This is a genomic window from Trinickia sp. (genome assembly GCF_051954495.1).
GTDB lineage: Bacteria > Pseudomonadota > Gammaproteobacteria > Burkholderiales > Burkholderiaceae > Trinickia.
Window position 1 is genome coordinate 1 of the sequence record NZ_JBQCHR010000146.1, and the last position, 13318, is coordinate 13318.

The following is a 13318-nucleotide window of genomic DNA, read 5'->3' on the forward strand; positions in this document are numbered from 1 at the left end:
GACAACACGTACGCACAACGTAATCCGAGGCGCATGACGCTCGCCGAGCTGTTCGAACAGGAAGATCGCGAGCAGCGCGCAAATGCGCTGTCCAAGCCAATGCTGGCCGAAATCGGCGAAGAAGGATCCGAGGAAGAGGAAGACGAAGCGGAAAGCAGCGACGTCTCGTCCGGCGCCGGCGCAAGCGCCGAACGCTCGCAGCCGACCACAAGCAAGCAAGATTACATTCCGTTGGCCGGCTATCTGCTCGGCCGGGCCGTCGATTCCCGCCCCGTCCCCGAGGGCGAGATCGGGCGCTTACGTTCCGCGCACGACACCGTCGTGCAAACGCGTCGCCACCTTCGATGGGGGCGCGGCAACGTGCGCCAAGACAATGCGGCCACCGGCAACGAGAGCCTCGCCCGGAGCTATATGGCGCAGAACTTGGCGCTCGACCTCGCACAAAAAGATAGTCTTACCTTCGAAAACGCCCCTGAACTAGCCGGCGCAGCAATGTTCTCGGAAGCCGGCACCTGCCGGGAACATGCCGTCGTCGCGATGCATCTGCATGCGAACAGGTTGGCCGGTACGACAGACACCGTCCATTTGGCGTCCAGGCCCGGCGTGAACCACGCATGGAGCGAGCTTCGCGCTCAATCCAAGCGTAACCGCGTCATCGTCATGGACCCCTGGGCCGAGGGTCCCGCCGTGTTCAGCGAAGATGCCCGTCATACGCGGCTGTCGATAGGTGTGCGAAGCGATGGCCACTACGACGCAGCGACGGCGGCGCGTGCAAGCGAGCGCGCCGAACGCGCGGTGCAAACGTTGGCAAGAGAAACACCGGCAGAGGCGATCGACGAATTTCGCAGCGCACTTGCGCAGACTCCATTGCCAAAGCGCGCGCTGTTCGACGCCACACCCGTGGTCCACCGCGCGTTCGCGCGGAAGGTCGAACAGAAACTCGCGCAACCGATCACCGCGACCGAGGCCCTGCAAGCCGCGCGCCGCGCCGGTCCGTTGACCAAGGCGATACGATCGCCCCTATTCACGGCCCTGCGCCGAAACCCGTCCAAAACGAAAAGCGACGCCGAGGCCAAGTTCGCCGCGGCGCAAACCGGTGTTCGCAACGAAATCAAGGCCATCGGCATCGCGCGGAGCCTAGGTATGGCCAATACCGTAGCCGAAGCGGTGAGCGACGCGAAGGCTATCGTCGATGCCGCGAGGAATTTGCGCCGGCCCGAACGCGCCGACACCCTACCGGACGAAACGTTACCCGATACGCCGCAAAAGCAGCGGTAACGCAAAAAAGCGGGCCACCCGATGTCAACCGGGCGACCCGCTAATCGCCGCTGAATTCGGTCTTGAATCGAATCAGCGGCGGCTCTGCTCGCTATGCTCAAACGTTGTCGTCGCCTCGCGGCGTTTCGGTACTGGCCCTGGCCTCTTGCGCGCCGCCTCTGTTCGGGCGAGGGTCCGCGACGTCGCGCACCGCCGATTCCGCCTGCCACGTTCGCGCAATCGTGCCGTACGTCGCCCCTGCAAAAACCGCGGTGGCGCCATTGGTCATCAAGTCGCTCAACCACGCCGGCGCATGGGCCTTGGCGGCAATGATCCCCAGCACGTTGCCGAGCGAAATATTCGCGCCAATGACCGCGGTGCGGGTGACCGATTGATCCAGCACCCGCCTGTGGTCGGTTCCCGTCGCCTTGGGTTCCCACCGCTGCTGTGTGCCCGCCTCGTTCGCTTCTTGTTGCGTGACATGGAACCAGTCGGACGTCTCCAGCAACGTATTGATCGTCGCTTTGACCGCGGACGAGTGGGCGACCGTACCCAGCGCCTGTCCCAGCGAGAGCGGAGAAGGCTGGGCAGCAAGCGCCGCTTGTGCTTCCTTGTCGCCGAACGTCGCAGCCAATGTCGTGCGCGCTTGGCCCAACTCCGCGGGAACGGCGCCGAAGGAATAGTTCGCCACGAAGTTCGCGGCCGCATAGAAGGAGCCAGCCGCTTGCAAATGCGCGCCGCTGACGCCGCCGTTCGTTTCCTGCGCAGTGTTGACCATCCGGAATGCGGCCTGAATCGAATCTCGCGCGGCCGCATAAGCCATCACCTTCAGATCCGTGGCGAGCACCTGTGCACCGAGATCGGGTTGCCCCATGCTGGGCCCGCCCAGCCCCATCGCGACGCTCGTGATGACACTTGCAGTCGCGAGCGACGTCACGGCGTCGGAGTACAAGCGCTGCTCCGCCATCTTCGCTTGCTTCTCTTCGTGCGGCAGCGCCTCCCACTGTGCCGCGCTGAGGTTGTGAAACCCCCGCGCGGCCGCTTCCGGATTGCGCTGCTCGCGCGCTTGGCGCAACCGGTGCAGCCCCAGCGTCGTGACGCCGGTCGTGACTTGCATCGCGGTGATCGCCGGGCGCGGCAGTTGGCGCAGCCCGGCGTACAGCGCCTCGTAGAGCATTTCGCGCGCGAACGTCGTCGCGCCGGTCGCCGTCGCTTGGTGAATCAGGTGTCCAGCCGCCGCTCCGATCAGTCGCGGCTCGACATTCATGACTCTGAGCCCCGACGCCGCGCTCGTCGCCGCCTGCGCGGTGTGACGAAGGCCGGCGCCGATCACTTTACGGCCCCCCTCGGCAGTCGCGAGGACGCCGTCCTTGGCCACGGCATAGCCGCTGGCCGCGGCGCCCGCCGCTTTGGCGCCCAGCTCGGCAGCTTTGCCGTAAGCGTAGTGGAGCGAAGCGGTAAGAGTCCGCCCACCGCCAGGCGCCGTCTCGGTCGCCGTCTGTTCATGGGGAATCTCCGACTGCTCCCGCGCGACCGTGGTCCGCGTCGATGGAAAATCCGTCTCCAACGCTCTGCGCAGCCGCGCGGAACCGTAACGCGAGGACGGCGCGCCGTGGAACAGGCTCGACGTATCGCTCTCGTCGCCGTCGCTTTCGTCGTCGCTCTCGCGGTTCGCCCACGGCACGGGGCCTCGTCTCGGCGACGGCAACCCGGACAATCGCGAGTCGGTCGTACGCACCGAGTGCGCACCGGCTGGCGGTGTCCAACGCGGCTGCCGCGACGTGCTTTCATGCGCGGGCTGCTCGTGCTGCGCCGAAGAAGCGCCCGACGTGCCCGCGATACTTTTGTTGTGCATAGCCTTACCCTTTCGAAACTACCGGACTAAATGGTCGGACGATCGGTCCGGTCCGATCGCAGCGCACATGTCGGTCAGGCACGCACGGCTTGGAAATCGGCCGCGAGCGCGGCGAAGTTGCGCAGCCAATGCGCGAGCGCGTCGGGCGTGCGTGGCTCAAGGCTCCATCTGCACAGCAACTGAGGGCCGCCAAGGCCAATGGCAAAACTGATACCGGCGCTCAACAGCAAGTACGCGTTAGCCTTCAGAAAAAGTGCGCGCCGCTCGGGGGCGCCGGCCCAGTGCTCGTCGAGCAATACACTCACGATCAGTGCCGATTCGTCGGGCGCCAAGGCAAGGAGCAAGCGTTGCGTTCCAAGCGCGATACGGCCGGTGCGCGCCGCTTCGCGCGACACGTCCGGCGCAGCGCCGAGCGCCGCCATGACTTCGACGACAAGGTCGAGCACCGCTTGGGGCGCGTCGAATTCCTGATCCGTTGTATGGGAGCTGTCCAGCGTCGCCGTATCGCCGGTCTCGCGCGTATCGATCGTTTTCATTGCGAGACCCCTTGCGAAGCGGGCAGTGCCGAGGCACCCGCGCGCACAGCGGAGCAAAGCTCGTACATGCCTTCCAGTACAGCGCGAAGGCATGCAGGCGTCCTCATGGATTCGCCGACACGCATGAGCAGGCTGGCGGAGCCTTCATCGTCGACCGTGAAACCCCACTCGCCCGAGATCATGGCCGCCTCGTTGGCCACGAGCAGCGCGTCGTGCCATGTCGAACGATCGACTTGCGGCGGGCAAGGCAGTGTCGCCTCGGCAATCCATTGTGGAGGGTGCGACGATCGGTCGTTCGTGTGCAGTGCGAACTCGATGTCGTCGAGCTGCAACCGCCCCGAGCCGGCAAAACGCCGCGCGTTGTCTTCCTGTAATCCCAGCATGCCCGCGAGCGCGGTCAAGAGCGCGGCGTCGTCGCGATGCGCGGGGCGCTGCGTCGCGTTCGCCTGAAGGCCGGTGTTGGCCATGTCCATGTCCCTCCTAGTCCGGTAGCGCATGTCGCGTTGGATAGGGGATCCAACCATGCGAGTCGAGTCTAGATGGGCGGCGCGCTAGCGCCGACGTGTGCCGGCGAAATGCCTGGTACGGCGGCGAATCAATTCGATGTCACGCCACGGCGGTGGCTTGCGGCAAGCGCCGCGGCGCTCATTGCGCCGCGAGGCCGTGGCGGATGGAATAGCGGATGAGTTCGGCGTTGTTGCTCAACCCGAGCTTTTGCATGAGGCGCCGCTTGTGGGTGCTGATCGTCTTCGCGCTCAGCGCGAACGTATCGGCGATGTCGTTGATGCTGCGTCCGCTCGCCAGCGCGCGCAGCACTTCGAACTCTCGGTCCGACAGGATTTCGTGGGGCGGCACATCGCTCGAGTGGCGCTCGAAAACTACCGCGTCGACGAGCTTCGGGTCGATGAAGCGCCCCCCGTCGGCCAACTTTCGAATGGCCGCCAGCAACACTTCGGGGTCGCTGTCCTTCGTGACATAGCCGGCGGCGCCGGCGCGTAAAGCACGGGAAACGACTTGCGCTTCGTTATGGATGCTCAAAATGAGGATCGGCATCTCAGGGTATTCGCCGTGCACGCGACGAATGAGGTCGACGCCGCTGATACCGGGCATCGTCATGTCGAGCATCAACAGGTGAACTTCCTTGCCTCGCAGTTTGCTCAGCACGTCCGCCCCGCTCACCGCCTCGTCGACGACGGCGATGTCGGTGGCCGTCGCCACGATCTGCTTCAATCCGCTGCGCACGACCGCATGGTCATCCGCGATAAGAATTTTGATCATGTTCGCTTCCATCTTTAGCAGGAATACCAATTGAAATCACGGTCCCGCAACCGGGAGCGCTGTCTATTTGCAGCGACGCGCCAATGAGGCGGGCGCGCTCGCGGATACCGAGCAATCCGTAGGAATCGCGCTTGCCCGCCGCGGCCGGGTCGAAACCACACCCGTCGTCGCACACGTGAATCTGCAGCGTCTCTTCCGTACATACGACCGTGACGTTGACGCGCGACGCCCCCGCGTGACGCGCAACGTTGGTCAGCGACTCTTGCACGACGCGAAACATGGCCGTGGCGTGCGAATCGCGAACCGTGGGCTCGCAACCGATCGCAAGAAGCTGGCACGAGATGCCCATGCGCTTGGTGAAATCGTCGGCAAGCCACTCAAGCGCCGAAAGAAGACCGAAGTTCAGCGCCGCCGGACGCAGATGGTTGGCGACATTGCGCACCATCAAAATCGTCTGTTCGACCAACTCCCGCATGTCGGCTACTTTTCCGAGCAGTTCGGGCGTATCGGTCAGCCCCATCTTGAGCAGCGATACATCCATCTTCAAGGCGGTGAGCAACTGTCCAAGCTCGTCGTGAATTTCCAGCGCGATCCGCTTGCGTTCCTCCTCGCGGATCGCCTCCATATGCGCGCTGAGCTGACGCAGCTCTTCGCGCGACTCGAGCAATGCGCGCTCGGCCTGCCGCCCCACCCGCACCTGCTCCTGCAATTCGCGATTCTGCCTGATTAGTGCGGTTTGCATGTCGCGCATCGATCCATGCCCCCTTCAAATGAGAATCGTTGGCATACGCATATTGTGCATGCGTTGCGCTAACGGTTGCGGCTTCGGGGCCGAGGAAAAGACGGCAAAGAACCTGAGCAAATTGCTGATTATCGCGTAAGGATTTCCTTACGCTCGCCGCGACGGTGCTCTGCTTTGCGACCGGGCCGTACCGGCGGAGCGAAAGATGACTCAACGGGGAGCCGTTGCTGGTCCCTTTTTGGTCATCCTTCCTTTCCGAATTTTCAGGATTACCTGACCGAGTTACGCATTCCGGCTGCACCGATAGATGCAGTAAATTGCGGCGATAGGGGCCGGCCATGCTCATCCGCAATGCCGGCGGTCAAGCGATGGAAATATCGATATCTATGCCGAGGTGCGTCGCGTATTGGTCGGCGCACAGCGTACCCGGCGGCGCGACTTGCCCGACCGGCATCGCCATCGCAGCTCACGTGCGGCAACCGCCGCGCACGAGAACGAAGCGGCAGTATGTAGGGAGCAGATAAAGATATGGCAACAATGAGCTGCACGGAGCCTCGTCTCCTTTGGTCCAGTGCGCACGGCCGGTCCATGCCGGCGGCGCTCGCAACGCATGGGGCGCAAGCCGCGCCCGCCGGGGCGCCCCATACCGCCGATCCGACCATCGTATTCATCGACTGCATCGCAGCAGACGCCCAAGCCGAAGTGACCAAGTGGCGCAGCCGTCATGGAACGACGCCGTACCTGGTGCCGGTCGTGAAAAACGCATCGCCGCAAATCGTCGTCTCGCTGATCACCCACGGCGCAAACGATGTCGCCGGGCGCGAAGACTTGCTGAACCCCGACACCCTTGTCGGCCGCTCGCGCGATGAAGCGAGACTGATACACCTTGCCAAATCGTGCGCCCGCGATACCGACTGGCTGCAACGCGTCGCGGACGACATCGCCTCGCCCGTTTTCTTCAAGAACGCGGCGGGCGCCTATACCGGTTGCAACGAGGCATTCGAACGCCGGCTGGGCAGCGACCGGACGCATCTGGCCGGAAAAACCGTCTACGACATCGCGCCGTCCGATCTTGCGCTCGTCTATCAGCAGGCGGACCTCTCGCTCGCGGCGCGCGGCGGCGTGCAGATTTACGCCACCGGGCTGCCCAAGCCATCGGGCGAGATCGGGCTCGTACGGTTCTACAAGAGCGTCATCTCCGACGGAGCGAACGTAACCGGCATCGTGGGCACCGTTCATGACATCGGCTCGTCCGCGGCAGAAGAGCAAATTCAAGAAGCGCTTCGCGAGTTGCTGCACCATGCGACTGCCCATGGGGCCGAGGCACTGCGCGCCGACGCGCGTACGGACGCCGACCGCATGCTGCTCGCGCGTATTGCGCGCAAGGACGCATCGGCCTTGGCGCATCTGCACAGGCAGTACGCACGGCGGCTCGAGCGGTTCCTGAACAGGATGACGTGGAGCAGTCACATGATCGACGAGGTCGTAAACGACGTCTTTCACGTGGTGTGGAACAAAGCGCCGGATTTCCGCGGCGAGTCGTCGGTCGCAACCTGGCTGATGGCTATCGCGTATCGGTGCGCCTGCCAGGCGATTCGCAGCGAACACCGCTTTGCCGATACAGTGCCGCTTTCATACGAGCAGCATCTGGCCGCGCTGCACTATACGCACGACTATGAAGGCGCGGATTTACTAACGAAAGCGATGGGGCAACTGCCCATCGATCAGCAGGTCGTCATGTCGCTCTCCTACCTCTCGGGCCACTCCACCGAGGAGGTCGCGGCCATCACCCGCTCCACGGAGTCCGCCGTCAAAGCGCGCATTCGCAGAGCGAAGGAGCGGCTGCGCGACATCATCGGAACACTCGACTGACCCTCCCCTCGTACGGGCCCGCATCCATCCGCGGGCCCCAGCGTTCATCGCGGATGCTGGGTCGACCGGCCACGGTCGAAATCGCCATACCCCCGCATACCACCGCCCCTGTCGCGCCCGCTGTTTTCGGTGAGCGCTCGATAGCGTTCGCCGCTATTCCCGACCGCATTCGCGCTTGGTTCGCATGAGACGCCTTCCGCCATTTAAACGGCAATTGCCGTACATCAAATATTCGCAGCCGACCGATGCCGATCAGATCAGTCGGATTCAGATGTAAGAACTTTCTGACAGCCGGCGCCCGATGAATCGCGCAAAGCCAGCCGGCGCGGCGTTGAGCCGCGTAAGGATGTCGGAGGGTGCTTGCGGACAGACGAAAACCCGAAGTATCCGGAACGCCGACGAACGACACTAACGGATACGACAAGCGCCGACTGGAGAACTAAAGTGCGATTCGCTCTCGTTACCGATGACCAGCAACTAGCGACCAACCTTAGTGATTGCTTCGCCGAAGACAGCATCGCGATAGAACCGTTCGAGGCCGAGTTGCCGCTATTTCGCGCGATGCGAACGAAAGCGTTCGACGCTGTCTTGATCGATGCGAAAAACAACTCCATGCTCGTGACCTCACTGCTCTCATGGCAGAACTGCAACGGGGCGACCTCGCTCCCGGTCATCGTGCTGACGCCGTTTTCAAACTGGTCCGCCATGCTGCGATGGATCAACACGGGCGCAACGGACGTGGCCAATCGTCACGACCTGCAACAAGTGCGACTGCGTGCGCATGTCGCGATGCGTCGCCATGCACCCGAGACGCAGGACGACGTGGTCTCGTGCGGCGGGTATGTGCTGCGACGCCACGAGGGCACGTTGACGATCGACGGCGAAGAGATTCCGCTCACGCCCCGAGAATTCGCGATGGCGTGGCTGCTGTTTTCCAACGCCGGGAAATTCCTGAGCCGCGCGCAAATCGCGAGCAGCGTATGGGGCGCGTGCGAAGACATCGCGGGTCGATCGATCGAACAGCACATCTATAAGCTGCGTAAAAAGCTTCGGCTGTCCGGGCAAAGCGGCGCGAACCTCAAGACCGTCTACGCACTCGGCTACAAACTCGACCTCGCGTCAACGGAAGCCTTCGCCCACGAGCCGATGCAATGGGACCAACCTCGCGCCCGTTCGGCGCCGTCCAAGTCCGCGTCCCGCGCTTTCGGCGTCTCGTTCGCGGTCGCGCCGGTGCAAGGCTGAGCGATTCGAACAGCGTCGTTCATTCAACGAATTCTTTTCGCACTCGGCAAATAGAGTTCGCCGCGACTCCCGCGCAAAGACCCGCTCGTCGATATCTTCGACGCTGAACGATGCGTCCAGTGTCTCCTGTTCCGACAGGTATGCGCGTGGGCCTCGTCGCGCGGCGAAACACCCGGACGTTGCCTCTCGGCGGCGTGCATTCACTATTCATGACGACGAGGTCATTCATGAGCTTATCGATCGGCGGTTCTTCTCAAGGCGGCATCAACGGTGTCGACTTTTCGGCATCCTTCGGCGCGGAAAGCGGCAGCAGCGGCACGGCGGAAATCGAAAAAATGCTGGGCATGATGCTCAACATGATCGAACACATGCTGGCGCAAGCCATCCAGCAGCAAAACCAAATCGCGGGCATCGACACCAAGGGCAGCTCGACACCGCCCCCCGCGGCCGGCTCCGATGCGGGTAGCGGCGCGGGCGCGGGCTCGGGTGCGGCCGGCGGCGCTGATGCGGCGGGCGGCGCCGGTGCGGCCGGCGGGGCTGACGCGGCCGGGGACGCCGGCGGCCTGCAATCGATCGAATCGATGTTGCAGACGATCCTGCAGATGCTGCAGCAGCTGCAGTCGAACGGCAGCCAGGCGAACGGCGGCCAGGACAACAGCCAGATGCTGCAAATGCTCGGCGAAATCACTCAGATGCTCGGACAGATTCAGCAAGCCAACGGCGCGCAAGGCGGCGCGGCCGGGGGCGACGCGGCCGGCGGCAATGCTGCTGGCGGGGCCGCGCCTGCCGGCGGTTCGCAAGCGGCAACGGGCGGCAATCCGCAATCGTCGATCGAATCGATGCTGCAGGAAATCCTCAAGATGCTGCAACAGATGACAGCGCAGCACGGTCATTCGGGCAACAGCGACGGACGCAGCGGCGACGGCAATCAGCAAGTCATGCAGATGCTCGGCGAGATCACGCAAATGCTCCAGCAGATGATGCCCCAGGCGTCGGCGAGCGCCGGCGCGAAGTAAGTGCGCGAGGCGAAGGCCGGCTCAACGGTCCGGCTTTCGCCCATTGATCGCTACAGCAACCAAAGGAAATGTGATGAGCATTTTTTCGAAGATCAAGCACGGCTTCGAGCACCTTGGCGACGACATCAAGCACGTCGCCAAGGATGTCGAGCATGGTGTGGAAAAAGTCGGTAAAGATATCAAGCAGGGCGTCGAGCATCTCGATCCATTCGCCAATACGAAGATCGGCGAAGGCATCGAGCACGCGTTCGCCAAGATCGGCAAAGGCATCAAGGACGGCGTCGAGCAAGTCGGCAAGAACCTCGTCAAGGACGCGGAGACGGTCGGCAAGGACCTGAAAAAGACGGGCAGCGATCTCGTTCATGGGCACTTCAAAGACGCCCTGCACGATGCCGTGAACACGGGCAAGGACGCGTTCAACGGCTACTACGACGCCGTCACCGCGGTGGGCCACGTGGCCGTCGATTCCCTCGCCAACATGCATCTGAGCAAGGGCATGGACAAGGCGATGGGCAAGGTCGAGAAGGGCTACGATGCGTTCACCAACGACATCAAGTCGAGCGTCGATCAAGTGGGCTCCGAGGTGATCAACGGCACGGTCGGCGCCATCTCGAGCACGATCCAGGCGGGCAAGGACGCAGTGCACGGCAAGTGGGGCGCGGCGCTCGGCGATCTCGGCAAAGCCGGTATGGATGTCGTCGAAGTGGCGTCGGACCTCACACCCGAAGGCGCCATGGCCGCGGTCGGCACGAATGTCCTCATCAATGCGCACATCGGCAACGCGCAACTGGACACCGCAATCGGTGGCGCATTGCATGGCAACTTCGCGCAAACCGTGAAGGGTGTAGTCAAGAACGTCGGCGAAATGGAAGCCGGCAACGCGGCGCAAAAAGCGCTCGGCGGCGTCGAATCGAAATTCATGCCGACGGGTGGCGGCTCGGGTTCGAGCGTGGTGGCGGCCGGAGCCTTGGGCGCCGCGGCGGGTGCGGCAGGCGGGTTTTCGTTCGGCCGGAAAGGCGCGCATGAGTCGAGTGCTGGGTTCGGCGGGTCCGGTGGGTCGGGCAAGTTCGGCAAGTTCGCCTCGTTCAACAAGCTAGGCAGCTCCGGCGGCTCGGGTCTCTCCGGCCACTTCCCGACCTTCAGCAAGTTGGGTCAATCGGGCAAGTTCGGCAGATTCGGCGGTAAAACGAACGCCGGCGCGGGAAGCAACAACCACGCGGACTATGCCGCACATAGCGCCGAAAACGAGCACGAAAAGAAACAACAGCGCGCCGACAACGCGCAAAATGCGGCCGACAACGCCGCGGCCTACAACACGGCATCCAACGCTCCGCCGGGTGGCACGCCCCCGATGCCATTCATGATGCCCCCGAGCGCGCCGGGCGCAGGCCGCAGCGCTAGCCTCGTAGGCGGCGACGACGGCTCGACCTCGAAGACCTGAGCGCCAGGCATCGCGTCGTATCGTCAGGCAGGCCCGTGCTGAAACAAGGGCCTGCCGACCCGCCGCACACGGTAAGCGATTGCAGGACTTTCGACCGGCGTTTCAGCCGGTCTTTTTATTACGAAAAAAAGCATCCGCCCGCCTGCGGCGGCGCGGATGCTGAAAGTTTAAAGCTCAACGCTTTAAACGAGGGAAAGCCACGGCTACATCGTCGAACCCTGCCCGCAGCAAGCGGAAGCATCTTCGGCCGCGGCCGCCGACACGACGCGGGGCGTCAGCAAGAACAGCCGTTGAAATTTCTGGCCTTGATGGTGCTTGAACTTGAACAGCCCGCCGATGACGGGAATCTTCGACAAGACCGGCACGCCCGACTCGCTGCGATCGTCCTGATCCACCGAATAGCCGGCGATCAGCAAGCTCTGCCCCTGATCGATCAACGTCTGCGTATCGATCGTGCTCTTGCTGACCACGGGCAACTGTCCCACCGTCTGGCTCGTCAATTGACCGTCTTCGATATGCACATCGAGCCGAATTTGCGGCTTACCCTGCTCGGACACGATGCTGGGCAGGACACGCAGCGCCACGCCGGCCGATACGCTGTAAAGGCTGCCGGATTCGAAGCCCTGCACCGGCACGTAGAACGTCTGCTTGTTGTCCATCACGGCCTCCACGTTGTCGAGCGTGGTGACCTTTGGATTCGCGGTGATGCGCGCGTTATCCGTTTGCTCCAGCGCGCTGATGCGGCTAAGCAGATAACGCCCCGTGCCGCCGATCACCGCCGTCAATACGCCGCCGGCCGGTGTCATCGCGGCAGCCGCGCCGGCCGCGCTCGATAGCGTCGACGATGTATTCGAATTCGTATTCGGGAAGCCCTGCGGATTGATCGAGCCCGGGAAGCTGGCCTGTGCATTTTGTCCGTTTCCGGTCTCGATATCGATATGGCTCGCGTTCAGCCGCCAATCGACGCCGAGTTCCTTCAAGCCGGTTTCCGAAATCTCGATGATGCTCGCGTCGATTTCCAGTACGCCCGGGCGACGATCGAGCGACGTGATCAGATGTTCCAGCGCGGGCATCGACTCAGCGCGTGCGCGAACAAGCACTGCATTGTCGCGTGCGTCCGCTCGGATGATCGGCGCGTCGGGATGGGCCGACGCCGACCCTGTCGCCGGTGGCGCCCCAGAGCTCGCGCTCATCATGTCGTCCGGCAACGGGGGGATCGAGGCGTTATGCCCGGGATCGGCGCCGCCCGCGGGCGCTGACTGCGATGGCCCGGATCCGCCGAGGAAACCCGGCAGCGGCGGGAACAGTCGTCCGTTCGCGCCCGACTCCTGAACGCCCGACGAACCGCCGATGCTACGCAGCCGATACGCATCGGCCCCGAGCTGCGTGGGGGCGTTGCCGACTCTCGGGTCCGCGTCGTTCGAATACAGACTGCGCAACACCGTCACGACGCCCGGCACGATGACCGATTCTCCGTTGACCATCAGCGATCGATCGGTGGCCCACGCATAGTGCAGCTTGAACGAACGCACCTCGGGCGTATCGCCGCGCTCGACGTCGCGATCGATCAAGTGGGCGACGTCCGACGCGAGTTCGACCATGCGCGGAGGTCCCGATACGACCGCGGTCCGCGATTTGTCGTCGTAGAGCACCGGGAACCGCGGATCCTTCACACCCAGCCGCGAAAGTGCCGAACGCAGATCGTCGGTCGTCGCATGCATGAGCCCGATCGTCTGGCTGCGCGCTTCGTTCGGGCCCGATACACGCAGCACCGATCCGTCGTAGTACCAGATGAACCCGAATGAATCGGCCATCCGATCCAAAAAGCGCTGCGGGGTTTCGTCGAATCGCCCCGTCACGACACCTTCGACTTGGGGCGAAATCCATGTCATGACGCCTTCACTCGCACCCAGGTCGCGCAGGACCTCCTTGACGTCCTTGTGATCCGCCACATAGGCGAAGTGATTCGATTTCCAGGGAATCGGCCGTGCTAGCGCATCGCTCGCACTCGATCCTATCCCCACCAACGCCGACAACACGAGCGCTCTGATGCAGCGCATGCGTCCTTGATATTTCATG

10 protein-coding genes and 1 pseudogene are annotated in these 13318 nt (G+C 63.4%); 5 read left to right on the top strand and 6 right to left on the bottom strand.

Going from position 1 to position 13318, the window contains the following annotated elements:
* Positions 1–1278, top strand: a 1278-nt coding sequence (locus ACTHNR_RS19385; RefSeq protein WP_440549283.1) for a hypothetical protein, incomplete at its 5' end; no start/stop codon positions are given.
* Between the two features lie 97 nt (positions 1279–1375).
* Here the strand turns inward: ACTHNR_RS19385 and ACTHNR_RS19390 are convergent.
* The 5 genes and pseudogenes from ACTHNR_RS19390 to ACTHNR_RS19410 form a co-directional block, all read right to left on the bottom strand.
* Entirely contained in the window at positions 1376–3112 is a 1737-nt protein-coding gene (locus ACTHNR_RS19390) for a hypothetical protein (RefSeq protein ID WP_440549284.1), read from the bottom strand.
* Positions 3113–3186: 74 nt separating this feature from the next.
* A complete protein-coding gene (locus ACTHNR_RS19395) occupies positions 3187–3648 on the bottom strand; it encodes a hypothetical protein (protein ID WP_440549285.1) in 462 nt (153 codons plus the stop codon).
* Entirely contained in the window at positions 3645–4115 is a 471-nt protein-coding gene (locus ACTHNR_RS19400) for a hypothetical protein (protein ID WP_440549286.1), read from the bottom strand. The genes ACTHNR_RS19395 and ACTHNR_RS19400 overlap by 4 nt, the downstream gene beginning before the upstream one ends.
* Before the next feature lie 178 nt (positions 4116–4293).
* Positions 4294–4926, bottom strand: a complete 633-nt coding sequence (locus tag ACTHNR_RS19405) for a response regulator (RefSeq protein ID WP_440549287.1) — start codon at positions 4924–4926, stop codon at positions 4294–4296.
* Positions 4901–5611 (bottom strand): annotated as a pseudogene (locus tag ACTHNR_RS19410) (sensor histidine kinase); the annotation flags it as partial. The gene ACTHNR_RS19405 and the pseudogene ACTHNR_RS19410, both read right to left, overlap by 26 nt.
* A 585-nt stretch (positions 5612–6196) precedes the next feature.
* Between ACTHNR_RS19410 and ACTHNR_RS19415 the strand changes: the two are divergent.
* The 4 genes from ACTHNR_RS19415 to ACTHNR_RS19430 all read left to right on the top strand — a co-directional run bounded on the left by ACTHNR_RS19415 (position 6197) and on the right by ACTHNR_RS19430 (position 11239).
* Positions 6197–7540 (top strand): sigma-70 family RNA polymerase sigma factor, encoded by a 1344-nt coding sequence (locus ACTHNR_RS19415; protein WP_440549288.1) that lies wholly within the window; start codon positions 6197–6199, stop codon positions 7538–7540.
* Positions 7541–7984: 444 nt separating this feature from the next.
* Positions 7985–8782, top strand: a complete 798-nt coding sequence (locus tag ACTHNR_RS19420; RefSeq protein ID WP_440549289.1) for a winged helix-turn-helix domain-containing protein — start codon at positions 7985–7987, stop codon at positions 8780–8782.
* 227 nt (positions 8783–9009) lie between these two features.
* Positions 9010–9798, top strand: a complete 789-nt coding sequence (locus ACTHNR_RS19425) for a hypothetical protein (protein ID WP_440549290.1) — start codon at positions 9010–9012, stop codon at positions 9796–9798.
* Positions 9799–9871: 73 nt separating this feature from the next.
* Positions 9872–11239 (top strand): hypothetical protein, encoded by a 1368-nt coding sequence (locus ACTHNR_RS19430; RefSeq protein WP_440549291.1) that lies wholly within the window; start codon positions 9872–9874, stop codon positions 11237–11239.
* 203 nt (positions 11240–11442) lie between these two features.
* On the opposite strand, the gene sctC is transcribed toward ACTHNR_RS19430, so the two are convergent.
* Complete coding sequence (gene sctC, locus ACTHNR_RS19435) at positions 11443–13317, bottom strand: type III secretion system outer membrane ring subunit SctC (RefSeq protein WP_440549292.1); 1875 nt, start codon at positions 13315–13317, stop codon at positions 11443–11445.
* Position 13318: the final 1 nt, after the last annotated feature.

Excerpts from the sequence above, each read along its gene's own strand:
- ACTHNR_RS19390 (WP_440549284.1), bottom strand. The coding sequence starts at position 3,112 with ATGCACAACAAAAGTATCGCGGGCACGTCGGGCGCTTCTTCGGCGCAG.
- ACTHNR_RS19395 (WP_440549285.1), bottom strand. The coding sequence starts at position 3,648 with ATGAAAACGATCGATACGCGCGAGACCGGCGATACGGCGACGCTGGAC.
- ACTHNR_RS19400 (WP_440549286.1), bottom strand. The coding sequence starts at position 4,115 with ATGGCCAACACCGGCCTTCAGGCGAACGCGACGCAGCGCCCCGCGCAT.
- ACTHNR_RS19405 (WP_440549287.1), bottom strand. The coding sequence starts at position 4,926 with ATGATCAAAATTCTTATCGCGGATGACCATGCGGTCGTGCGCAGCGGA.
- ACTHNR_RS19415 (WP_440549288.1), top strand. The coding sequence starts at position 6,197 with ATGGCAACAATGAGCTGCACGGAGCCTCGTCTCCTTTGGTCCAGTGCG.
- ACTHNR_RS19425 (WP_440549290.1), top strand. The coding sequence starts at position 9,010 with ATGAGCTTATCGATCGGCGGTTCTTCTCAAGGCGGCATCAACGGTGTC.
- ACTHNR_RS19430 (WP_440549291.1), top strand. The coding sequence starts at position 9,872 with ATGAGCATTTTTTCGAAGATCAAGCACGGCTTCGAGCACCTTGGCGAC.
- sctC (WP_440549292.1), bottom strand. The coding sequence starts at position 13,317 with ATGAAATATCAAGGACGCATGCGCTGCATCAGAGCGCTCGTGTTGTCG.